This is a genomic window from Poseidonocella pacifica, from assembly GCF_900111875.1.
GTDB classification, from domain to species: Bacteria; Pseudomonadota; Alphaproteobacteria; order Rhodobacterales; family Rhodobacteraceae; genus Poseidonocella; species Poseidonocella pacifica.
The window spans coordinates 217,046-239,162 of sequence record NZ_FOJU01000001.1; the positions used below are offsets into that span (position 1 = coordinate 217,046).

Below are 22,117 nucleotides of genomic sequence, written 5' to 3' on the forward strand. Positions count from 1 at the left end.
CGAAAAATACGCAATCGTTTGCACGCTAACTAAACCTGAACTATCATCCCAAAGCAGATGAGTGAGAGGTTTCATGAATAAACGCGCGACCTTGAAGGACATAGCACGCGAAACTGGGGTGCACGTCTCCACAGTCTCGCGCGCGCTCGATCCCAAGCGTGATACGCCCCTGAGCGAGGATGTCGTCGTACGGGTGCGGGATGCCGCAGAGAGGCTCGGCTATCGGCCGAACCGAATCGCATCTAGCCTGCGCACGCGGAAAACGATGACGATCGGCGTGGTGATCCCGGATATCACGAACCCGATTTTCCCCCCGATCGTGCGTGGCATCGAAAGCGTGATGGAGCCGAGAGGATACGCCTCGATCATCGTGAATACCGACAGTCAGAGGGGGAGGGACAAGCGTCTGATCGAGATTCTCCTGGATCGAGGAGTGGACGGCATCATTCATACTGCGGTGCTGCTGGAAGATCCCACAATCGTCAAAGTGGCGCGGTCTGGCCTGCCCGTCATTACGCTTAACAGGAAAATCGAAGGGACAGGCATTCCCTATCTTATCAACGATGAGGAGGATGGGATCAGGAAAGTCTTCTCGTTATTGTACAATCATGGACATCGCAGGATCGCGCATCTCGCTGGTCCGCTGGAACTCTCCACCGGTCAACTTCGCCTAGATGCTTTCCGCAAGGCCGCCACCGACATGGGGCTCGATAGTGGAGCGCTCGCCATCGCCGAGGCTGAGCAATTCGACGAGCAAGGCGGACGCGAGGCCACCGCCAAAATCTTGGCCCAAGATCCCCACACAACAGCAATTCTGTGCGCCAATGATCGGTTGGCGCTCGGAGCGATCGATCATTGCGCTGCTGTCGGGCTTGCCTGCCCGGATGATATTTCGGTGACTGGCTTTAACGACATGCCGTTTCTCGACATGATACCGCCGCGGCTCACAACCGTGAGAATTCAGCAATTTGAGGCAGGGGCCGCTGCTGCGGGGCTTTTGGTGAAGATGTTGAGTGGGCAAGGGGGGGATGTACCGGGTGAAACAATACTTCCCGTTCAACTGATGGAACGGGACAGTGTTTCGGCACCTAGGGCGGACGGAATTCGCAGTTGAGGCTCTAGATTGTGATGTTCTCTCGAAGGGGGAGTGTCATCAAATGCATTCCACAGTTCGAAGAAAACTGAGAGAAACTTGCTTGAGTATCTGAGGTCTAGCCATCCGGCCCTTGATCAGCGCGTCATGAAGTGGCAGCCCGTAGGGGAATCGAACCCCTCTTTCCAGGTTGAAAACCTGGCGTCCTAACCGATAGACGAACGGGCCAAGCGCTGTCGTGAGGCGCGTTCTAGGCAAAGCAGCAGGGGGGCGCAAGAGGATTTTTCAGGCTTGAGAGATAAAATTTTCCTGCCGGGGTTCATGCGGGAGATGCGTCTTCGAGGCGAAGCTGTGGGCTGCGCCGACCGTTCCACAAATTGATCTCCAACCGCCCGGCAAGGTGGAACCGCGCGCCGCCATGGTTATCGAGGGCCGGGCCGAGCGGGCCGTCGAAGGCGCCGAATGCGATCGCATCGATCTGGGGGCCATGCCCATCGCCGAAACGTACCTTCAGATGGTTCTCGCCGACGCGGCGGCAGGAATGAATTCGGCAGTCCGGGAAGGCGAATCTAGGGGCTGGGGCAGAAGCCCCGAAAGGGCCCGCCTCTTCCAGTTGTTCGATCAGCTCAACCGACGTCGCACCGGGCATGAGCGCGCCGTCGAGCAGCAGGTCGCGCGGACCCAAGGCCCCTGCGCCTTGCTTGTCCAGCAACTCCGCCAATCGCGCCATCGCCGCATCGAGGTTTTCTCGTGCGACCGTCAGACCTGCCGCCATTTTGTGACCACCGCCCTTGAGAAGAAGACCCTCGCTTGCCAATCGTTGGATTTGGGCCCCAAGGTCGATACCGGTCACGGATCGGCCAGAGCCTTTGCCCTCGTTCCCTTCAAGGCCAATGACGATGGCAGGGCGGTTGGTAGCTTCTTTCAGGCGGCTGGCGACGATGCCGACCACACCGGGGTGCCATCCTTCGCCTGCTGCCCAGACCAGCGGTGCATCAAGCCCTCGTTCTTCAGCCTGTGCCATCGCGGCGGCGCGTACCGAGGTTTCAATCTCGCGGCGCTCGCGATTCAGCTCATCCAGCTTCTCCGCCATGGCCTTGGCTTCATTGTTGTCCGCCGTGGCCAGAAGGCGTGCGCCGAGATCGGCCTTGCCGACCCGGCCGCCAGCGTTGACGCGCGGCCCCAACAGAAACCCCAAATGATGGCAGGTCGGGGCCTGATCCAGCCCGGCAACGTCGGCCAGAGCGACAAGGCCCGGCCGTTTTCGCTGGGCCATGACCTTGAGGCCCTGTCGAACAAAGGCGCGGTTTATGCCGATGAGCGGAGCTACATCGGCCACTGTGGCAAGCGCGACGAGGTCGAGAAGGGAGAGAAGATCCGGGCCGCTGGTGCCTCCCTCTCGCAACTGGCGGTTTGCCTCCACGAGCATGAGAAAGACCACGGCAGCAGCGCAAAGATGGCTCAGATCGCCGCTCTCGTCCTGTCGGTTGGGGTTGACCACGGCAAGCGCGGGGGGGAGGGTTTCTGCCCCCAGATGGTGGTCGAGCACGATCACGTCGGTGCCTTTGGCGGCGCCGATGGCCTCATGGCTGAGGATGCCGCAATCCACGCAGATGATCAGATCGTGCCCATTGGCCAAGGCGCGCATGGCAGTCGGATTGGGGCCGTAGCCCTCGTCGATCCGGTCGGGCACATAGAGCGTGGCCGTGCGGCCCATGTCCCGAAGCCAGCTCAACAGCAGCGCGGCGGAGGAGCCTCCATCAACGTCGTAATCGGCAAAGATGGCGATGCGTTGGCCCGTCCGGACTGCGTCCAGAAAGCGGGTGGTGGCGCGTTCCATGTCGCGCAAGCCGCGCGGGTCCGGCAGGAGATCGCGGATCTGGGGCGAGAGGAATGCACCGGTTTCCGCACTGGAGATTCCGCGCTTGGCGAGCAGGCCCGCCAAGGCGATGGGGAGCGTGGTTTCCTGCGCGAGCGCTTCGGCCAGCCGTGTTACTTCGGCGGTCGGCCCAAGCCATCGCCGACCCGTGATCGACGCCTCAACATCCAGAAAACTCACGCAAATCCTCCGCCTTATTGCGGCATGTCTGTCGGGTTGCGATATATCATACGCCGCACCGAGCCTGTCTTGGAACGCATCAGCAAGGTCTCTGTCGTGGTGTAGCCGGGCTCCCGCTTGATGCCGGGGAGCAGCGATCCGTCCGTGACGCCGGTGGCGGCAAAGATGACGTGATCCGTCACGAGATCGTCGCGCAGATAGACCCGATCAAGGTCGGTGATCCCGGCCTTCGCGGCGCGGCCCCGTTCGTCGTCGTTGCGGAACAAGAGGCGTCCAAAGATCTGTCCGCCCATGCATTTCAGCGCGGCCGCGGCCAGAACGCCTTCGGGCGCGCCGCCGGATCCCATGTACATATCGATGCCGGTCACGGCGGGTTCTGCGCAGTGCATCACACCGGCCACATCGCCGTCGGTAATAAGGCGGATGGCCGCGCCGGTCTTGCGCACTTCGGCGATCATCTCATCATGGCGGGGGCGTTCGAGGATACAGACGGTAATGTCGCTCTCGGAGCAATTCTTGGCCTTGGCGAGCGCATGCACACGCTCAGAGGGGCTCATGTCGAGGGTCACGACGCCGTCGGCAAAGCCAGGGCCGATGGCGAGTTTATCCATATAAACATCAGGGGCATGCAGCATTGAGCCGCGCGGACCCATGGCGATCACGGTGAGGGCGTTGGGCATGTCCTTGGCGGTCAGCGTCGTGCCTTCGAGCGGGTCGAGCGCGATGTCCACACCGGGGCCTGTGCCACTGCCGACTTCCTCACCGATATAGAGCATGGGGGCCTCGTCACGCTCCCCCTCCCCGATGACCACAACCCCTTTGATATCGAGCTTGTTGAGCTGTTCGCGCATGGCGTTGACGGCGGCCTGATCGGCGGCTTTCTCGTCGCCGCGGCCTACCAGCTTGGCGGAGGCGATGGCGGCGGCTTCGGAGACGCGGGCGAGGCCCAGCGACAACATGCGGTCATTGAAATCGAGGGGTTTGCTCATCACGGGGGTCTCCTGCCTTACTCCGGTGGTCAAGGGTTAAGGGGGGCAGGGCCGGATCACAAGCGTGATTGCGCTAAAGGCGGGGGTTAGCGTGATCTTGTGCCGCCGAACGGGGCGCGGCGGCGAATCGATGGGCGCATCAGGTAAACAAGGGAAAATGCCCGATCGGGGCGGTATGACATGCGTATGACTTTTGTATGACTCGTGTATGACACGATGTATGCCGCGGCCCCGATTAACAGGGCGCGCGGGGGATCAGACCTCTTCGATGCGCAGGGCCACCGGCGTATCGGCCACCACGTCCAGAGCGGTGATCGCATCAAGCGCCAGCGCCAGCGGCTTGGGTGTCGTGCGATGCGTGACGATGAGCACCGGGGCGGCGCTGCTTTCATGGCTGTACTGGCGCATGCGGTCGATGGAGATGCCCGCCTCGCCGAGTTTGGTCGCAACCTTGGCCAGCGCGCCGGGTTTGTCGTCCAGCGTCATGCGCAGGTAGTAGGCGGCGGGCGAGGTGCCCATCGCGGGGGCCGCTTTGACGAGGCCGGTGGCGGGGCGTCCGAAGGTGCTGAAGCGGATGCCGCGCGCGATGTCGATCACATCGCCCATGACGGCGGAGGCGGTGGGGCCTTCGCCCGCGCCCGCGCCGCGCAGCACGATCTGGCCCACGTGGTCGCCTTCGATCACGACCATGTTGGTGCCGCCTTCGAGTTGGCCGAGCGGGGAGGTGTCCGGCACGAGGCAGGGCGACATGCGCTGTTCCAGACCGCGGCCTGTCATCTGGGCCACGCCGAGCAGCTTGATGCGATAGCCCATGTCGGAGGCCTGCTTGATATCCTCCTTGGTGATGCGGTGGATGCCTTCCAGCGCGACGGAGGCGAAATCGACCTGAACGCCGTATGCGATGGCGGCGAGCAGAGACAGCTTGTGCCCCGCGTCGATCCCGCCGACGTCAAGCTCCGGATCGGCTTCGAGATAGCCCAGCTTGTCGGCCTCGGCAAAGACTTCATCATAGGGCAGGCCCGCGCTCTGCATCCGGGTGAGGATATAGTTGCAGGTGCCGTTCATGACGCCCATCACCCGCGTGATCTCATTCCCGGCGAGCCCTTCGGTCAGGGCCTTGATCACAGGAATGCCGCCCGCGACGGCCGCTTCGAAGCGGATCACGGAGCCGGCCTGTTCGGCGGCAAGGGCCAGCGCGTGCCCGTGGTGGGCGAGCATGGCCTTGTTGGCGGTGACCACATCCTTGCCTGCGGCGATGGCGGCCTCCGTGGCGGCCTTGGCCGGGCCGTCGCTGCCGCCCATGAGCTCGACGAGCACATCGACGTCGGGGCGGGTGGCAAGGGCGACGGGATCGTCTTCCCAATCATAGCCCGAGAGCGAGACGCCGCGATCCTTGTCGCGGTTGCGGGCAGATACGGCGACAATCTCGATCGGACGGCCAGACCGTTCGGCAAGCAGGTTTGCCTTCTGGCGCACGATCTTGATGACGCCGGCACCGACCGTACCAAGACCGGCAATGCCGAGGCGGAGCGGTTCACTCATCGGGGGACCTCCGGAGGGGGGGGACATTCAGGGTTGGGGCGGCATGTAGCGGGTTCGGCAGGGGGGTGCAATCCGCGCCGGGATCAGGGCTGTACGGCCGTGCTCAGACGGTCGCGGGTGGGCGTGTCGATCACCGGGCCGCGCAGGGCGCCGGCGCGGGCCTCCAGCGCGGCGCGGCGTGCGGCGAGGCTTTCGCGCTCTGCTTCGGGCTCAGAGGCGGGTGTGCCGGTCAGAAGCTGGTCGAGGGGCAGCAGGTCGGGATAGGGCGCGGAGGCCACATCGGGGCCGATCCGTGCATCCAGTTCGGGCACATTGGCGCAGGCCCCCAGAGCGAGGCAGGCGGCAAGCAACAGGCATCTCATTGGCGGTCCCCCTTCGTGCCGGGCGCAGTGTAGCCTTGCACGCGGGGCTGGCAAGCGGGCGGTTCCATGCTATCGGGCACGGTGATCAACGAGGGAGCGACGATGGAAGACGATGTTTTGGCGATTGTGGCACCGTCACCGGTGCGTCGCGCGCTCGGGGTCGGGATGTTCTTCGGGCTTGGGGTGCTGTTGGTGGTGATCGCGCTTGGCCAGAATTTCGGCGGGTTCGGTTGGCAGGCCTTTACGCTGCTATGCGGCGCGGGGGCGTTGGCCTTGGGGGAGAAGATGCGGCGCGCGACGCGCAACCATGTCATTTTGCGGCCCGAGGGGCTGTTTGATGCGCAGGGCCGCGAGATCGCCCGGCTCGACACCATTGCGCGGGTCGAGAGGGGGGTCTTTGCCTTCAAGCCGTCCAACGGGTTCACCATCGTCACCAAAGTGCCGCAGGGCGCGAATGCCTGGGCGCCGGGGCTTTGGTGGCGGCTTGGGCGGCGGATCGGGATCGGCGGGGTCACCCCGTCGGGGCAGGCCAAGTTCATGGCCGAGATGATCGCCGAATTGCTGGTGATCCGCCCCGGAACGGAGCCCGAGCCGCGGCCGTAAACTTCGGCGCGCAGGGGGTGGTCACCCTCGCGCGGTCGGACTACCGTGGGGGAACTGACGCCGAAGCGGCGCAATTCCGGGAAGGATAGTCATGGCCCAGCATCAAGAGCCGAGTTTCCGCCAATCCGTAGACATGATGTTCAATCGCGCTGTGTCGCTGATGGACCTTCCGCCGGGGCTCGAGGAAAAGATCAGGGTCTGTAACGCGACCTATACGGTGCGTTTCGGTGTGCGCCTGCGGGGACAGATCCACACCTTCACCGGCTATCGTTCGGTGCATTCGGAGCATATGGAACCCGTCAAGGGCGGTATTCGCTATGCGCCCGAGGTCCATCAGGACGAGGTGGAGGCGCTTGCCGCGCTGATGACCTATAAATGCGCGCTGGTCGAGGCGCCGTTCGGTGGCTCCAAGGGGGGGCTTCGGCTCAACCCGCGGGACTATGACGAGCATGAGCTTGAACTGATCACCCGGCGCTTTGCCTATGAGTTGATCAAGCGCGACCTGATCCACCCCAGCCAGAACGTGCCTGCGCCCGACATGGGCACCGGAGAGCGGGAAATGGCGTGGATCGCGGATCAATACGCGCGGATGAACACCACCGACATCAACGCCCGTGCCTGTGTCACCGGCAAGCCGCTCAACGCTGGCGGGATCGCCGGGCGGGTCGAGGCAACGGGGCGGGGTGTGCAATATGCCCTGCGCGAGTTCTTTCGCCACCCCGAGGATGTGGCCAAGGCGGGCCTGTCGGGCAAGCTCGATGGCAAGCGGATCATCGTGCAGGGGCTCGGCAACGTGGGCTATCACGCGGCGAAGTTCCTTGCCGAAGAGGACGGGGCGCGGATCACTGGGATCATCGAACGGGACGGGGCGCTGCTCGACGAGGACGGGATTGATGTGGAGGCCGTGCGCCAGTGGATCGTGCGCCACGGAACCATCACCGGATATCCCGACGCGGCGCATCACGCCGAAGGGGCGGCTGTGCTGGAATCGGCCTGCGACATCCTGATTCCGGCGGCGCTGGAAGGGGTCATTCACACTGGCAACGCGGCGCGGATTCAGGCGCCCTTGATTATCGAGGCGGCGAACGGCCCGGTGACGGCGGGGGCGGACGATATCCTGCGCAAGAAGGGCACGGTGATCATCCCCGACATGTATGCCAACGCGGGTGGTGTCACGGTATCCTACTTCGAATGGGTCAAGAACCTCAGCCATATCCGTTTTGGCCGGATGCAACGCCGTCAGGAAGAGGCGCGCCACCAGCTTGTCGTGGATGAGTTGGAGCGGCTCTCGGCGGATCGGGGGCTTGGGTGGACTCTCTCGCCGGGGTTCAAGGAACGCTATTTGCGCGGGGCCGATGAGCTTGAGCTTGTACGCTCCGGGCTCGATGACACGATGCGGATCGCCTATCAGTCCATGCGGGAGACATGGCACGGACGGGAGGATGTCGAGGATCTGCGAACAGCCGCTTATCTCGTGAGTATCTCCAAGGTGGCGGCGAGCTACCGGGCCAAGGGTCTTTGATCCATGCCCCGGGGCGCGGCGGGAAACCACGCGCCCCGGCGGCTGAATGCGCCTTAGTAGGCTGGCCAAGGCCCGCAGGGGTGCGCCGACCTCTCACCTTTACCCTGACAGACTTATCCTGACGGTGGGAAATTTCCCCGGGTTGGTCATCTGCGGCGAATCCCACTAAGGGAAGCGGGCCAAAAAGGGAGAAGTACCGATGATCCGTTTTCTGATTCCCCTCATCGCCGCTACGAGTTTTGTGCCCGTTGCGGTCGCCGCCGCGCCGGATAGCTGTGCGATCCAAGGGGATATCGTCGGACAGGCCCGCACGCTGCGTCGGGGTGGAACCGATGAAAAGACCACCTCAGCCCGTATCTCGGCGGAATTGTCCGGAGCAGGGGCGGCGTTTCGTCCGGCCGTACCATTGTTGGTCGATTGGGTGTTTTCGCTTCCCGAGGGACAACTCGCGGCGGACGTGGCTGAAGAGTACGAAGCGACCTGCCGAGCAGAGACGGCGGGCTGAACCGGCGGGCGAAATCGCGGAACATTCGCGGAACATCTCTTTTCCTCAGGCGTCCAAACCGTTAGGGTCAAGGCATGAGCAACTTCGACGATACCGATGCATTCGAGGGCGCGTCCCTTTCCGCGCGTGCGATGGCCGCTCGGCCCGCGCGCTATATGGATGGCCTGAATCCCGCCCAACGTTCTGCGGTAGAGGCGCTTGACGGGCCGGTCCTCATGCTGGCGGGGGCCGGTACGGGCAAGACCAAGGCGCTAATGGCTCGTCTAGCACACCTTATTACTATGGAACGAGCTCGCCACGATCAAATCCTAGCGGTCACATTTACCAATAAGGCCGCTCGAGAAATGCAGACCCGGCTTCAAAACACTCCATTCCAATTGAACGGGCCGGTTAGATGGCTTGGCACCTTTCACTCGATCTGCGCGAAGCTGTTGCGGCGGCACGCGGAACTTGCCGGGCTGAAGTCCAGCTTCACCATCCTCGACAGCGATGATGTTCAACGTCTGCTCAAACAGCTTATCCGTGCGGAGAATATCGATGAGAAACGCTGGCCGCCGCGTATGCTGGCCGGGATCATTGACGATTGGAAGAACCGCGCGCTGACGCCCGAACAGGTGCCTGCGGCGGATGCGGGCGCGTTCAATGACCGGGGCGTTGCGCTCTACGCACAATATCAGACGCGCCTGAAAGAGCTTAATGCCGTCGATTTCGGCGATCTGCTGCTCCATATGGTCACAATTTTCCGCCAGCACGACGATGTGCTGGAGCATTATCAGAGATCCTTCCGCTACATTCTCGTGGACGAGTATCAGGATACCAACGTCGCCCAGTATCTCTGGCTGCGCCTGCTCGCTGCGAAACACCGCAATATCTGTTGCGTTGGGGATGATGACCAATCGATTTATGGTTGGCGCGGGGCCGAGGTGGGCAACATCCTGCGCTTTGAGAAGGATTTTCCGGGGGCAAAGGTGGTCCGGCTTGAGCAGAATTACCGCTCCACCCCGCATATCCTCGCGGCGGCGTCCGGTGTCATTCGCGGCAATCAGGGGCGGCTGGGCAAGGAACTCTGGACCGAAGCCGAAGATGGGGAAAAGGTTCGTCTGATCGGCCATTGGGACGGCGACGAAGAGGCCAGATGGATCGGCGAGGAAATCGAAGCGATGCAAGGCGGCACGCGCGGCATGCCGCCCATGTCGTTGGACCACATGGCGATTTTGGTGCGCGCCTCGCACCAGATGCGGGCTTTTGAGGATCGATTCCTGACCATCGGGCTTCCATATCGGGTCGTCGGCGGGCCGCGATTCTATGAGCGGATGGAGATTCGCGACGCCATGGCGTATTTCCGGGTCGTCGTGAGCCCCGATGATGATCTCGCCTTTGAGCGGATCGTGAACACGCCAAAGCGGGGGCTGGGCGACAAGGCGCAGCAAACGATTCAACGGATGGCGCGGGCAAACGGTGTTTCGCTTGTCGAAGCCGCGCGACTCGCGGTTCAGGCCGGGGAAATCAAGGGCCGGGGCGGCGCCGCACTTGGACAGCTCGTCGAGGGAATCGGCCGTTGGGGCCGCCTGACCGGGGACAAAACGGTAAGCCACGTGGAGCTTGCCGAGATCATTCTCGACGAATCCGGCTATACGGGCATGTGGCAGAACGACAAGACGCCGGAAGCGCCGGGGCGACTCGAAAACCTCAAGGAACTGGTCAACCATCTGGACGCATTCGAGAATCTCACCGGGTTCCTCGAGCATGTCAGTCTGGTCATGGACAATGAGAGCGACGATGGTGGCGCGAAAGTGTCGATCATGACCCTGCACGCCGCCAAGGGGCTCGAATTCCCGGCGGTGTTTCTGCCTGGCTGGGAAGATGGGCTTTTTCCCTCGCAACGCTCGATGGATGAAAGCGGGCTCAAGGGGCTCGAGGAAGAGCGGCGGCTGGCCTATGTGGGCATCACGCGTGCGGAAGCGATCTGTACGATTTCCTTTGCGGCGAACCGCAGGGTGTTCGGGCAGTGGCAATCCGCCCTGCCATCGCGGTTCATCGACGAATTGCCTGAGGCGCATGTGGATGTTTTGACCCCACCGGGACTCTATGGCGGCGGATATGGCGCGGCCGGAATGGGAAGCGGGCTGGAGTCGGCGGCCGCTTCGGCAAATGTCTATAACTCGCCGGGATGGAAGCGCCTGCAATCCCGCGCGTCTTCGCGGCCAATCAGTCAGCCGAAGGAAAGCCGCGCACAGGTCATCGACCTTACAGCGGTTTCAAGCTTTTCCTTAGGGGACCGGGTTTTCCATCAGAAATTCGGATACGGCGCGATCACCGCGATTGAGGGTGACAAGCTGAATATCGATTTCGAGAAGGCTGGCGAGAAGAAGGTCGTGGCAAAGTTCGTGACCGCGCCCGACGATATTCCCTTCTGATCCCATACGCGCCCAAAGGCGGCGCAATCCTCAACATTTGTCAGGACATAAAAAAAGGCGGCGCCCAGGGAGGAGGAGGGGCACCGCCTTAAAAGACCGTTCTGCCAAGGGAGGAGGAGGCAGAGGGCCATTCTGGTTCGCGATGGCGGCGCCCAGGGAGGAGGAGGGGCGCCGCCATGCTGAACATCGGACCCCCTAGGGAGGAGGAGAGAGAGCCCGAATGTCTGAAGCCTTGCGACTTCGGTGTAGCGGTCAGCGGCACCCAGGGAGGAGGAGGGGTGCCGCTGCCATGTCACGGTTGGCCAGGGAGGAGGAGGGCCAACCGATTCAGAAACTTAGTGCCGGTCGTAGGCGGCTTCCATAGCGATCGCGTGGATCATGGAGCGGCTGATGCCCAGATCATCGAGATCGCGGTTGCTCAGGTTGGAAAGCTCATTGCGGGTTTTCCGGTAGAGTTGGTACTTGGTCCAACGCTCGGCGAGGTTTGTGCGGGTCTGGAACAGGCGATCAAAGAAAGAGCCCGACCGGATGTTCGTTGTGTTTGCGTATGCCATTTCATATCCATTTCTGCTCTGGCCGCGTTTTCGGTGCGGCGTGTTCAGCGCTGTTGAGACTGAAGATAGGGAAATGCTGCGATTGCACAATACACGATGCTGCAATGCAGCTTTGCAAGTTTTGCAACCGTCGAGCATACCACATGTTGTGGTTACTAAATGGTTAATGCGTATATGCGCTATATCTATGGGCACTCAGAAGATAGGGTTCCATGTGACGTTAGGTCATTTGCTAACTGTTAACGTCTGAGTAATCATCTCGTAGTTGAGCAATTGCCCCGCATTTCCCCTAACAATGATCTGACGGGCCAGCACCCCGACCGACTCTCCCTAGAAATGATGTTTTAGCGACTCGTGACTATGTAGTGGGAAGTCATGGGAAAAATTTTGCATCTCGCCTGAGGTCCAAAAACCCCGATATCTGGTGTCCGCTGAGCTGCCATTCTACATATTGTGGTAAATCCGAGGGCGCTGATCCTCTCCTCGCAGAGTTCTCTTGGTCACGCCGCCCCATGATTTCCCATATTTCTTCGCCGATAGCGTTGATTTCCACGATTTCCCATGCTATCCCATTTTTGCGATGAGAGGGATCAGTAAGGGGCATCAAGACCCCGCACGGCGATCCAGTCAGGTTTCATACAGGCCCCCACTCATCGAACGAAAGATCCGGCGCGCGAGCGAGCAGACATCCCCCCAGGTGGCGTGCGCAGTCGGACATACCCGCTCTAGCGGGGCGAGGGCGGCGGATAGGGCAGTGGCAGCAGTCCTATCCGCCGTTTCGCTTCCAAGGGTCCGATTTCAGTTTGGGGGACGAGGGCTGAAGGGACAGTGGCACGCAGGTTCAGAGGTGAAAGTCACCACAAGGTCGATGCGAAGGGTCGGGTTTCCATTCCGGCCAATTTTCGCCGCGTCCTTGAACAGGGTGACCCGAACTGGACCGAGGGCCTCAATCCGGAATTTGTCATCGTCTATGGCGACCATCGTCGCTCATACCTCGAATGCTATACTATGTCGGCGATCGAAGAGGTCGACGAGAAGATAGACGCCCTGCCGCGCGGGGCCGTTCATCGCAAGATGCTGCAGCGGCTGTTCCACGGCCAATCCCTCCTGACCACTGTCGATGAAACCGGGCGCATTGTTTTGCCCGCCAAGCTCCGCACCAAGATCAACCTCGGCGCGGAAGCGTTCTTCATTGCGGCAGGGGATACATTCCAGATCTGGAAGCCCGAAACCTATGAGACGGAAGAGGCGGCGAAGACAGAAGCCTGGCTCGATGAGCTTCCGGATGACTTCGACCCACTGATCTTTCTTGATTCTGCGGAGGAGGGCTGAGCAATGACGCGGCGCGAGGACGGTTCAGCTGAAGCCCCCCATATTCCCGTCTTGCTCGACCCGCTTCTTGCTGCGGTTTCACCTATAGCTGGAACGTGGCTCGACGGAACGTTTGGCGCGGGCGGCTATACAAGAGGCTTGCTTGCGGCTGGGGCAGACAAGGTCATCGCGGTCGACAGGGATCCGCTTGCATTTGAGTTGGCGGCGGAATGGGCCGCTCCGTTCGGTGACAGGTTGGAGATGGTCGAGGGGGTCTTCTCCCAGATGGACAGCTTTGGGACTGATCTCGACGGAGTCGTTCTGGATCTCGGTGTCTCTTCTATGCAGCTTGATCTCGCGGAGCGGGGCTTCTCCTTTCAAAAGGATGGCCCGCTCGACATGAGAATGGGGCGCGAGGGCCGAACGGCGGCCGACATCGTGAACGAAAGCGATGAAGCGGAGCTTGCCGACATACTCTATCTATATGGGGAAGAACGGGCGAGCCGGCGTATCGCGCGGGCAATCCTGCGGGCGCGGGCGGAAGAGCCGATCACGCGCACGAAGAGACTTTCGGAAATTGTCGAAAGCTGTTTGCCACGGGCCCGGCCGGGCCAGTCGCACCCTGCCACGCGAAGTTTTCAGGCGTTGCGCATCGCCGTGAACGATGAATACGGCGAGTTGGCGGCGGGTCTGGAGGCGGCAGAGCGGGCCCTGCGACCCGGTGGCAAGCTGGCTGTGGTGACGTTCCATTCCGTAGAAGATCGCATGGTGAAGCGGTTTCTTCAGTCGCATTCCGGAGGGCAGGGGCAGGGCAGCCGCCACGCCCCGGTCTCGGAGCCCCCCCCTGCGCAATTCAAGCTGTTGTCCCGAAAGGCGATTGGTCCGGACAAGACGGAACTCGCCCGGAACCCACGTTCGAGAAGCGCAAAGCTTCGTGTTGCGGAACGTACGTCTGAGCCATCGCGCGAGGTTGATCGAAAAGGCCTTGGTATGCCCATGATTACGAGGAGATCCTGATGCGTAGTCTTTTGTATGTCGCCACTGCTCTTTGCGTCATGGGGCTGGCATTCTGGGTCTATCATGAGAATTACGAAACCAAGCATGCCTTGGATGAAACGCAGGAGTTGCAGCGCGAGATTGGCAAGATGCGCACCAAGCTTGCCGTTCTGCGCGCCGAATGGGCCTATTTGAACCGGCCCGAGCGGTTGCGCGAACTTGCGGACATAAACTTCGACCGGCTTGGCCTGCTTCCTTTGCGCCCGGATCAATTCGGTCTGGTCGATCAGGTCGCATATCCCCAACCGGACGTGGTTGAGGCAGGGCTAGACCTTTCCGAGTTTTACGGCGAGGAACAGATGCCATGATCCGCACTCCGCTTCGTCCCTTGGCGCGCATCCTTCAAGCCCGTGAGAAGGGAGAGAATACCGACGCTATCGAGCGGGAAAATCTACGTATTCGCCACGAACAAATGCGTGATGACGCGCGGCGCAGAGCCGAAGGGCGGCTGTTGGTGCTGGGCGGTCTGTTCTTCCTCGCATTCTCGGTGATCGGGCTGCGCATGGGGGTGCTTGCCTCTACCGAACCTGAAGAACCCCGTGCCGCGGTCGCAGGTGCCAGCATCGTTGCGCAGCGCGCCGATATCGTCGACCGCACCGGCCGCATTCTGGCGACGAACCTTGAAACCCATTCGCTCTACGCCCAGCCGCCCCAGATGGTCGACCCAATTCAGGCCGCCCGCGAACTCGCGGCGATCTTCCCGGACCTTGAGGAAGAGCGCTTGATAAAGGATTTCACAGGGCCGCGGAAGTTCCTGTGGATAAAGAAAAAGATCAGCCCTGAGCAAAAGCAAGCCGTCCACGATATCGGAGAACCCGGGCTGCTGTTTGGCCCGCGAGAGATGCGCCTCTATCCGAATGGAAAGCTGGCGGCCCATATCCTAGGCGGTGCCAGCTTTGGCCGCGAGGGCGTGCATGCGGCTGAGGTTGTTGGTGTGGCCGGGGTTGAAAAGACCTTTGACCAATGGCTGCGAGATCCCGCGAATGGCGGTGCGCCACTGGAGTTGTCGCTCGACCTGACGGTACAGGCTGCGGCAGAACGTGTTCTTTGGGGTGGCATGAAGCTGATGAACGCCAAGGGCGCCGCTTCGGTCCTGATGGATGTGCACACCGGGGAGATCATCTCGATGGTTTCTCTCCCGAATTTTGACCCCAATGAGCGTCCGCGCCCACCAGCGCGGGGAGATGCCGCCGACAGCCCCCTGTTCAATCGGGCGGTTCAGGGGCTGTATGAGCTTGGATCGACGTTCAAGATATTTGCCGCGGCGCAGGCGATTGAGCTTGGCCTCGTCAATCCCGATACCATGATCGATACCAAGGGGCCTTTGCGTTGGGGACGTTTTGCGATCCGCGACTTTCACAACTACGGGCCGGAACTCTCTGTTTCCAAAGTGATCGTGAAATCCTCCAATATCGGGACGGCGCGTATGGCGATGGACATCGGGGCAGAGCGCCAGCGTACATTCCTCAAAAAACTTGGTCTGCTTGATCCAACCCCAGTGGAACTGGTGGAGGCCACAACCAGCCAACCGCTCCTCCCCCCAAATTGGTCCGAGCTGAGCGCCATGACAATCTCCTATGGTCACGGCCTGTCGTCGTCGCCTCTGCATCTCGCTTCGGCGTATGCGTCGTTGCTCAACGGTGGCCGATCCGTTGCTCCCACACTTCTCAAACAGACTGGTCCACGCAAGGGCGAGCGGATCGTCAGCGGCGAAGTTTCCGCCCAAGCCCGGCAGATGCTGCGCCGGGTCGTGACAGAGGGAACTGCCAGCTTCGGTGAGGTGCCGGGTTACCGTGTCGGGGGCAAGACAGGCACCGCGGACAAGCCCATGCCCCGCGGCGGCTATTACGATGATCGGGTTATCGCGACCTTTGCCAGCGTTTTCCCAGCCGATGCACCGCGCTATGTGCTGATCGTTTCGCTCGACGAGCCGGTTGAAACTTCCGGGGCGGAGCCGCGCAGGACGGCGGGGTGGACGGCTGTTCCTGTTGCCGCCGAAATGATCACGCGGGTTGCTCCGCTTCTTGGCCTCAGACCGCAGATTGAACCCGAACCGATGACGGGTGTAACACTGACCGCGAATTGAAACGTATCTAAGCGGTAGGAGCGGCTGTATGACCGGAAAAACCCAAAAGGAGACGCGCAGCCTCGGCGAATTGGGGCTGCACGCTCGGGCCGGACGAGAAGCCAGCATTCACGGGATCGCCGTAGATAGCCGCGAGGTCCGGGAGGGGTATCTCTTCGCCGCTTTGCCGGGAGTGAAGGCGCACGGAGCGTCTTTCGTAGCGGCCGCATTGGCCGCTGGTGCCTCTGCTGTGCTGACGGATGCCGATGGCGCGCGGTTGGCTGCTGATGTCCTCGAAGGGTCAAAGGTCGCGATGATCGTCGTGGAGGATCCACGACAGACTTTGGCCTATACCGCGGCGCTTTGGTTCGGGTCGCAACCCGGTACCGTCGTTGCGATCACGGGCACCAACGGCAAGACCTCGGTCGCGAGTTTTTGTCGGCAAATCTGGGTTGAAATGGGGCGGGAGGCGGTCAATATCGGCACCACCGGTGTCGAGGGAGTCTGGACCGCACCGCTCGCCCATACCACGCCTGAGCCGATCACGCTCCATCGGGCCTTGTCCCAAGCTGCTGCGAATGGCGTGACGCATGCCGCCATGGAGGCATCATCGCATGGGCTGGCACAGCGTCGCCTTGACGGCGTGCACCTCAAGGCGGCGGGGTTCACAAATTTCACGCAAGATCACTTGGACTACCACACAAGCTTTGATGACTATTTCGCCGCGAAGGCTGGACTTTTCGACCGCGTCCTTCCGGATGATGGCATCGGTGTGTTGAATATCGACGATCCCAAGGGCGCTGAACTGGCCGGTATCGTGGCAGATCGCGGGCAGGATCTTTTGACCGTCGGGCGCAGCGCAGGCGCGGATTTGCGGCTTCTGGCACAGCGGTTTGACGCGACGGGGCAGGAGATCCGGTTCAGTTTCGAAGACCGCGCCTATCTGACAAGATTGCCCCTCATTGGGGGCTTTCAAGCTGAAAATGTCCTTTTGGCGGCTGCACTGGTGATATCATGCGGTGCGGAACCCGCCCGAGTGTTCGAAACGCTGGTACATCTGGAAACCGTCCGAGGCCGGATGCAACTCGCCGCGACCCGCGATAACGGCGCGGCAGTGTTCGTCGACTATGCTCATACTCCCGATGCTGTACGCACGGCACTTCACGCGATGCGACCGCATGTGATGGGGCGTTTGATTGCGATCGTCGGAGCCGGGGGCGACAGAGATGTGACCAAACGCCCGCTGATGGGGGAGGCCGCCTCAGAAGCTGCCGATTTGGTCATCGTGACGGACGATAATCCGCGAAGTGAGGATCCGGCCGCGATACGGCAGGCGGTCTTGCTGGGAGCTCCAGACGCACTCGAAGTGGCAGATCGCGCCGAGGCCATCTTGCGCGGCGTCGACGCTCTGGGGCCGGGCGATGCGCTACTGATTGCTGGAAAGGGTCATGAAAACGGGCAGATCGTCGGCGACGCTATCCTCCCCTTCGATGATGTCGAGCAAGCCAGCGTCGCGGTCGCCGCCCTCGACGGGAGCGGGGCATGAGCTTGTGGACGGCATCAGAGGCCGCAGAGGCGACAGGCGGACGAACAACCGCCGATTGGGCGTGCTTTGGGATCAGTATCGACACACGGACCATACAGAAAGACGACCTTTTCGTCGCTTTGACCGCTGAACGCGACGGACATGACTTTGTTGCTGACGCTCTGGCGAAAGGCGCCGCTGCGGCGCTCGTCTCTCGTAGGCCAGATGGCGTTGTCGAAGATGCGCCCCTCCTTTTCGTGGATGACGTCCTCGATGGGCTGGTTGCTTTGGCTAAGGCCGCGAGGGCCAGAAGCCACGCTCGCGTCGTCGCTGTCACGGGGTCAGTCGGAAAAACGTCGACCAAGGAAATGTTGCGCTGCGTGCTCTCTGGCCAGGGCCGTACGCATTGCGCCGAAGCGAGCTACAACAACCATTGGGGCGTGCCACTTACCCTCGCGCGTATGCCGGCGAATACCGAGTTTGCCGTGATCGAAATCGGCATGAACCATCCGGGAGAGATAGCGCCGCTCGCCAAGTTGGCCCGGCCCCATGTCGCCGTTGTCACGACGGTCGCTCCGGCCCACATTGAGGCGTTCAAAGATCTCGAAGGCGTTGCGCGCGAGAAGGCATCGATTGTCGAAGGGCTCGAACCGGGCGGTGCGGCAATCCTGAATGGTGACTTGGCAGTATCCTCGATCCTTATCGAAGCCGCGGAGCGGAACGACAAACGTGTCATTTCATTTGGTGAAGACCCGAGCCTGCACCACGTACTTACCAGTGTCGGTCAACACGATGCCTGCGTCGTGGCGCGGGCGCGCGCTTGGCGAAGCCCGTTTGTCTACAAGGTTCATTCACCGGGGCGGCATTTCGCAACCAACGCCCTTGCCGTGTTTGCCGTCTGCTGGGTGCTTGGATTGGACAGGGCCTTGGCGATCTCGGATCTCGGGCAATGGACCCCTTACAAGGGGCGCGGGGTGCGGGAGCGCATACAGCTTGATCGGGTTGAGACAAACCTGTTCCTCGATCTTGTCGATGATAGCTATAATTCCAACCCGGCCTCGCTACGTGCCGCGCTGGAGGTTCTCTCGCAGGCAAGGGTTATCGATGGCGTTGGCCGGATATCGAAAGGCCGCCGGGTTGCGATCCTGGGGGACATGAAGGAACTGGGTGAATTGGGTCCGGCGCTTCACGAAGAAATTGCCGGTTGGTCCCCAGTCGCGGAGATTGACAAGGTTCATGCCGTCGGCCCCTTGATGCGAATGTTCTATGAGGCCCTTCCAGAGCACCAAAGGGGACTTTGGGTTGAAAGCGCGGAGGACCTGTTGAAACACCTCCATGGCCTCGTTGATGCAGGCGATGTCGTACTGGTCAAAGGATCGCTCAGTACCGGGTTGGGCCGCGTCGTTGACGCGATCAGGAAACTCGGTCATGCCCCGTTGGACATGAATCTTGAGGATGAGTGAATGCTCTATTGGTTAACCAGCCTGTCCGACGGCGGTGATATGTTCAACCTCTTTCGGTACATCACCTTCCGGGCGGGCGGTGCCTTTATGACCGCCCTTATATTCGGTTTCCTCTTTGGCCCGCCCCTCATCAACGTCTTGCGGCGTCGTCAGGGCAAGGGGCAACCCATTCGGACGGACGGTCCGGAAAGCCATTTCTCCAAGGCCGGAACGCCGACCATGGGGGGGTTGCTGATTGTGGGCGCGCTACTCACGGCGACATTGCTTTGGGCGCGTTGGAGCAATCCTTATATCTGGATGGTGCTTTTCGTGACTGTGTCCTTCGCGGCGATCGGGTTTGCCGATGATTTCGCGAAAGTCTCCAAACAGAACACCAAGGGGGTTCCCGGTAAGCTGCGCCTTCTTCTGGGCTTTTTGATCGCGGGCATCGCGGGGGCATGGGCTGCTGCCTATCACCCCCCGGAACTTGCCGGCCACCTTGCGTTTCCTGTCTTCAAGAACACGCTTTTGTACCTGGGAATTTTGTTCATCCCGTTTGCCATGATTGTCATCGTGGGGGCCGCAAATGCGGTGAACCTGACGGACGGCCTCGACGGACTTGCCATCATGCCTGTGATGATCGCTGGCGCCGCGCTAGGGATCATCGCCTACGCTGTTGGACGTTCCGATTTCACGGAATACTTGGACGTTCATTATGTTGAGGGGACGGGAGAGATCCTGATTTTTTCCGCGGCCCTCGTGGGCGGGGGGCTGGGATTCCTGTGGTACAACGCGCCGCCGGCAGCAGTTTTCATGGGAGATACCGGATCTCTGGCGCTCGGTGGTGCACTAGGGGCGATTGCGGTGGCGACCAAACATGAGATTGTTTTGGCAATCGTTGGCGGGTTGTTTGTGGTTGAGGCCCTGTCCGTCATCATTCAGGTTCTCTATTTCAAGCGGACGGGAAAGCGGGTCTTTCTTATGGCCCCGATCCACCACCACTATGAGAAAAAGGGGTGGGCGGAGCCACAGATCGTAATCCGATTTTGGATCATTGCTTTGATCCTCGCGATGGTTGGTCTTGCGACGCTGAAGGTTCGCTAACAGCAGGGTCAGATGATGTGAACCGCGCCGGTTGCTGCCGCATAGCCGAAGACAACGGCGTTGGCGGTGGCATGGGCGAGAATGGCATCGGTGACCCGTTTGCTGCGCCACATGAGAAACGAGAAAATCAAACCAGCGAAGAACGCCTCGACGTAGCGGTCGTGAAGCGCCGCGAAGAGGCCCGCGGATAGGATCGCAGCCGGTATTATCCCGATGACCGCGCGAAGGCGCCCTTCAAGATAGTCCCGAAAGAATAGCTCTTCGAGGATGGGAACGAGGACGATCGTGCCTAGCCCGCGCATGATGAACCAAACCACAAGGGGAAACCCTGCAAGCGCGCCGTAGGGGGCCGCTCCACCCTCTTCTGCAGGGACCACGATCCAGACAAGCCCGACCGCGAGGCCGAGCAGGATCGAAAGCGGGTCGAGCCGCCATGGAAGTGCACGTAGCAGGGGGAGGAACAACACCATTGTCATGCCCACAATCACGACGCGAAGCGGATAAACGAGGGCAGGGGTAGATACCAGTGTGGCGGCGAGCAACGCAGTAAGCATGAAGACGGCGAAGGGTAGAATACGTGCCGCTGTCCAATCATTGCGGAGCGCGGGTGGGGCGATGGTGGCGGTCGGCGTCGCGGTATCTTTTCTCAGGATCGGAAACTGCCGTGCCCCGAGCACAATACCCAAGGCGATGGCCGTGAACATGAGCCAGCCCGCGTGACTGTGGAAACCACCGACTGCCAGTTCCGGATTGCCGCGAAGCCCGATTGCCAGAAGGAGCGTGATCCGTACCACGTTGAGCAGCGCGCTGATGATGATCCCTATGGGGAACAGCAGGAGCGCACGGGGGAAGCGAAGTTCCTGCCTGAATAGAACGAGGAAGATCGTGACGAAGATCGTCACAAGAGCGATGCCCTCGACGCCCGAGCAGACGGGCGCAATATTGATTGCGAAATTTTCCGATCCAATGGTTTTGGAAGGCGCGTCAGCTTGAACCGTGAACCCAAGCAGCTCAATCAGCCAGGAAACCGCGGTAAAAGTCAGCGCCGCGATCGTGTCGAGCCGCCAGATCGGCCGCAATTCTGCCGCGAGAAGAGGTGCGAAGGCCCCGGCAAGGATCAAAAGAGAGAAGGTCCAGAAGTTTGCGACGAAAAAGTCGCGCCATCGGGGAGCAGGGGCAAGGTAGAGTAGCAGCCCGCCTATCAGGAGGATGAACCCAACCGTCCAACAGAGGAAAGCAGGAATTACCGTGGCCGAGTTTCCTTGCTCCATAAATGCCGCAGGGAGGAGGGCAATCCCGAACCCCGCAATATTGACGAACAACGGTTGACGGGTCCGTCCCGCCGCAGCGAACAGAGTCCGCGGAATATCTGGCCTGACAACCGCAGCGAGGATGAAGAGTGCAAACACGACGTAGGTGCTCACCATTGCTCCACTCGCGGTGCGACACGCCTGCGGGGGCCAGCTTTCGAGACAGGTGAAATCGATACCGTGTTTGAACAGAACGCCGATCACTCCCAGTTCAATGACCAGAAGCAGGGCCGCAGCAACAAGTGGTTGGAGCGGAACGGGGGTCTCAGTTGAATGGGCCGTGGTTGTCATCGTATCTGATTCAAATTCGAGCTAGAGTTTGCGTGAAACAAGAACGGGTCCGACCGAAGCCGGACCCGTAGAAGTCTTCATCAGAACAGATGTCCTGAGGTTACGCCGCGCGACGACGACGTTCCCATGTCAGCAGGACAACGGCGGCAACTGCTGCAAGAGCGGCTGTGCCTTCCATCGCGCTGATTTCAGGAACGGAGCAAGGCGGTGACGTCGGACCGACGCCGCAAGAGGCGGCACTAGCGACTGACGCGGCGAACATGCCTACGCTGGAGATGAAGCCGCCGAGAGCAAATTTCTTCATGGAAATGCTTCCCTTATCTGGTGACGGGTGCCCAAAAACCCGTAAATATACTTAGCGCTCTTT

At 61.1% G+C, this 22,117-nt stretch carries 19 protein-coding genes and 1 tRNA gene; 12 read left to right on the top strand and 8 right to left on the bottom strand.

Features of this window, described 5'->3' with window-relative positions; genetic code table 11:
• Window positions 1-73 precede the first annotated feature (73 nt).
• On the top strand, window positions 74-1,114 hold the full coding sequence (locus tag BM234_RS01040) for a LacI family DNA-binding transcriptional regulator (protein ID WP_092059786.1): 1,041 nt from the start codon (window positions 74-76) through the stop codon (window positions 1,112-1,114).
• Window positions 1,115-1,246: 132 nt separating this feature from the next.
• Here the strand turns inward: BM234_RS01040 and BM234_RS01045 are convergent.
• From BM234_RS01045 to BM234_RS01065, 5 genes are all read right to left on the bottom strand, one after another.
• Window positions 1,247-1,321: transfer RNA gene (locus tag BM234_RS01045), tRNA-Glu, on the bottom strand.
• A gap of 91 nt (window positions 1,322-1,412) precedes the next feature.
• Complete coding sequence (gene recJ / locus BM234_RS01050; protein ID WP_092059788.1) at window positions 1,413-3,152, bottom strand: single-stranded-DNA-specific exonuclease RecJ; 1,740 nt, start codon at window positions 3,150-3,152, stop codon at window positions 1,413-1,415.
• A 14-nt stretch (window positions 3,153-3,166) separates the two neighbouring features.
• Window positions 3,167-4,141, bottom strand: coding sequence for a class II fructose-bisphosphatase (glpX, locus tag BM234_RS01055; protein WP_092059790.1), 975 nt, complete (start codon window positions 4,139-4,141; stop codon window positions 3,167-3,169).
• Between the two features lie 255 nt (window positions 4,142-4,396).
• Window positions 4,397-5,683 carry a homoserine dehydrogenase gene (locus tag BM234_RS01060; protein WP_092059792.1) on the bottom strand — a complete coding sequence of 429 codons (1,287 nt, stop codon included), beginning with the start codon at window positions 5,681-5,683 and terminating at the stop codon, window positions 4,397-4,399.
• An 83-nt stretch (window positions 5,684-5,766) separates the two neighbouring features.
• Entirely contained in the window at window positions 5,767-6,045 is a 279-nt protein-coding gene (locus tag BM234_RS01065) for a hypothetical protein (RefSeq protein WP_092059794.1), read from the bottom strand.
• 102 nt (window positions 6,046-6,147) lie between these two features.
• Between BM234_RS01065 and BM234_RS01070 the strand changes: the two genes are divergently transcribed.
• The 4 genes from BM234_RS01070 (at window position 6,148) to BM234_RS01085 (ending at window position 11,092) form a co-directional block, all read left to right on the top strand.
• A complete protein-coding gene (locus BM234_RS01070; RefSeq protein WP_092061262.1) occupies window positions 6,148-6,648 on the top strand; it encodes a hypothetical protein in 501 nt (166 codons plus the stop codon).
• A gap of 91 nt (window positions 6,649-6,739) precedes the next feature.
• Window positions 6,740-8,170 carry a Glu/Leu/Phe/Val family dehydrogenase gene (locus BM234_RS01075; RefSeq protein WP_092059796.1) on the top strand — a complete coding sequence of 477 codons (1,431 nt, stop codon included), beginning with the start codon at window positions 6,740-6,742 and terminating at the stop codon, window positions 8,168-8,170.
• A 199-nt stretch (window positions 8,171-8,369) separates the two neighbouring features.
• Window positions 8,370-8,675, top strand: a complete 306-nt coding sequence (locus BM234_RS01080) for a hypothetical protein (protein WP_092059798.1) — start codon at window positions 8,370-8,372, stop codon at window positions 8,673-8,675.
• Between the two features lie 74 nt (window positions 8,676-8,749).
• A complete protein-coding gene (locus tag BM234_RS01085; protein WP_092059800.1) occupies window positions 8,750-11,092 on the top strand; it encodes an ATP-dependent helicase in 2,343 nt (780 codons plus the stop codon).
• A 335-nt stretch (window positions 11,093-11,427) separates the two neighbouring features.
• On the opposite strand, the gene BM234_RS01090 is transcribed toward BM234_RS01085, so the two are convergent.
• Window positions 11,428-11,646, bottom strand: a complete 219-nt coding sequence (locus BM234_RS01090) for a DUF1127 domain-containing protein (protein ID WP_092059802.1) — start codon at window positions 11,644-11,646, stop codon at window positions 11,428-11,430.
• 828 nt (window positions 11,647-12,474) lie between these two features.
• Between BM234_RS01090 and mraZ the strand changes: the two genes are divergently transcribed.
• From mraZ to mraY, 7 genes are read left to right on the top strand one after another with little or no spacing between them, the layout of a single operon-like run.
• Window positions 12,475-12,978: a division/cell wall cluster transcriptional repressor MraZ gene (mraZ, locus tag BM234_RS01095; RefSeq protein ID WP_092059804.1), complete on the top strand. Its 504-nt coding sequence runs from the start codon at window positions 12,475-12,477 to the stop codon at window positions 12,976-12,978.
• A gap of 3 nt (window positions 12,979-12,981) precedes the next feature.
• The gene (gene rsmH, locus BM234_RS01100) at window positions 12,982-13,974 is read left to right on the top strand and encodes a 16S rRNA (cytosine(1402)-N(4))-methyltransferase RsmH (protein WP_092059806.1); all 993 of its coding nucleotides are present in this window, start codon (window positions 12,982-12,984) and stop codon (window positions 13,972-13,974) included.
• Window positions 13,974-14,321 carry a cell division protein FtsL gene (ftsL, locus tag BM234_RS01105; RefSeq protein WP_092059808.1) on the top strand — a complete coding sequence of 116 codons (348 nt, stop codon included), beginning with the start codon at window positions 13,974-13,976 and terminating at the stop codon, window positions 14,319-14,321. Before rsmH ends, ftsL begins: the two co-directional genes overlap by 1 nt.
• The gene (locus tag BM234_RS01110) at window positions 14,318-16,099 is read left to right on the top strand and encodes a peptidoglycan D,D-transpeptidase FtsI family protein (RefSeq protein ID WP_092059810.1); all 1,782 of its coding nucleotides are present in this window, start codon (window positions 14,318-14,320) and stop codon (window positions 16,097-16,099) included. Before ftsL ends, BM234_RS01110 begins: the two co-directional genes overlap by 4 nt.
• Before the next feature lie 28 nt (window positions 16,100-16,127).
• Window positions 16,128-17,624 carry a UDP-N-acetylmuramoyl-L-alanyl-D-glutamate--2,6-diaminopimelate ligase gene (locus BM234_RS01115; RefSeq protein WP_092059812.1) on the top strand — a complete coding sequence of 499 codons (1,497 nt, stop codon included), beginning with the start codon at window positions 16,128-16,130 and terminating at the stop codon, window positions 17,622-17,624.
• Entirely contained in the window at window positions 17,621-19,066 is a 1,446-nt protein-coding gene (locus BM234_RS01120; RefSeq protein ID WP_092059814.1) for a UDP-N-acetylmuramoyl-tripeptide--D-alanyl-D-alanine ligase, read from the top strand. The genes BM234_RS01115 and BM234_RS01120 overlap by 4 nt, the downstream gene beginning before the upstream one ends.
• On the top strand, window positions 19,067-20,149 hold the full coding sequence (gene mraY, locus BM234_RS01125) for a phospho-N-acetylmuramoyl-pentapeptide-transferase (protein ID WP_092059816.1): 1,083 nt from the start codon (window positions 19,067-19,069) through the stop codon (window positions 20,147-20,149).
• An 8-nt stretch (window positions 20,150-20,157) separates the two neighbouring features.
• Here mraY and xrtE read toward each other — a convergent pair whose 3' ends face one another.
• Window positions 20,158-21,750: an exosortase E/protease, VPEID-CTERM system gene (gene xrtE, locus BM234_RS01130; protein ID WP_092059818.1), complete on the bottom strand. Its 1,593-nt coding sequence runs from the start codon at window positions 21,748-21,750 to the stop codon at window positions 20,158-20,160.
• Window positions 21,751-21,850: 100 nt separating this feature from the next.
• Window positions 21,851-22,054, bottom strand: coding sequence for a VPEID-CTERM sorting domain-containing protein (locus tag BM234_RS17200; RefSeq protein WP_139226753.1), 204 nt, complete (start codon window positions 22,052-22,054; stop codon window positions 21,851-21,853).
• Between the last annotated feature and the right edge of the window lie 63 nt (window positions 22,055-22,117).

Excerpts from the sequence above, each read along its gene's own strand:
- BM234_RS01040 (WP_092059786.1), top strand. The coding sequence starts at position 74 with ATGAATAAACGCGCGACCTTGAAGGACATAGCACGCGAAACTGGGGTG.
- glpX (WP_092059790.1), bottom strand. The coding sequence starts at position 4,141 with ATGAGCAAACCCCTCGATTTCAATGACCGCATGTTGTCGCTGGGCCTC.
- BM234_RS01060 (WP_092059792.1), bottom strand. The coding sequence starts at position 5,683 with ATGAGTGAACCGCTCCGCCTCGGCATTGCCGGTCTTGGTACGGTCGGT.
- BM234_RS01065 (WP_092059794.1), bottom strand. The coding sequence starts at position 6,045 with ATGAGATGCCTGTTGCTTGCCGCCTGCCTCGCTCTGGGGGCCTGCGCC.
- BM234_RS01070 (WP_092061262.1), top strand. The coding sequence starts at position 6,148 with ATGGAAGACGATGTTTTGGCGATTGTGGCACCGTCACCGGTGCGTCGC.
- BM234_RS01075 (WP_092059796.1), top strand. The coding sequence starts at position 6,740 with ATGGCCCAGCATCAAGAGCCGAGTTTCCGCCAATCCGTAGACATGATG.
- BM234_RS01080 (WP_092059798.1), top strand. The coding sequence starts at position 8,370 with ATGATCCGTTTTCTGATTCCCCTCATCGCCGCTACGAGTTTTGTGCCC.
- BM234_RS01085 (WP_092059800.1), top strand. The coding sequence starts at position 8,750 with ATGAGCAACTTCGACGATACCGATGCATTCGAGGGCGCGTCCCTTTCC.
- BM234_RS01090 (WP_092059802.1), bottom strand. The coding sequence starts at position 11,646 with ATGGCATACGCAAACACAACGAACATCCGGTCGGGCTCTTTCTTTGAT.
- rsmH (WP_092059806.1), top strand. The coding sequence starts at position 12,982 with ATGACGCGGCGCGAGGACGGTTCAGCTGAAGCCCCCCATATTCCCGTC.
- ftsL (WP_092059808.1), top strand. The coding sequence starts at position 13,974 with ATGCGTAGTCTTTTGTATGTCGCCACTGCTCTTTGCGTCATGGGGCTG.
- BM234_RS01110 (WP_092059810.1), top strand. The coding sequence starts at position 14,318 with ATGATCCGCACTCCGCTTCGTCCCTTGGCGCGCATCCTTCAAGCCCGT.
- BM234_RS01115 (WP_092059812.1), top strand. The coding sequence starts at position 16,128 with ATGACCGGAAAAACCCAAAAGGAGACGCGCAGCCTCGGCGAATTGGGG.
- BM234_RS01120 (WP_092059814.1), top strand. The coding sequence starts at position 17,621 with ATGAGCTTGTGGACGGCATCAGAGGCCGCAGAGGCGACAGGCGGACGA.
- mraY (WP_092059816.1), top strand. The coding sequence starts at position 19,067 with ATGCTCTATTGGTTAACCAGCCTGTCCGACGGCGGTGATATGTTCAAC.
- xrtE (WP_092059818.1), bottom strand. The coding sequence starts at position 21,750 with ATGACAACCACGGCCCATTCAACTGAGACCCCCGTTCCGCTCCAACCA.
- BM234_RS17200 (WP_139226753.1), bottom strand. The coding sequence starts at position 22,054 with ATGAAGAAATTTGCTCTCGGCGGCTTCATCTCCAGCGTAGGCATGTTC.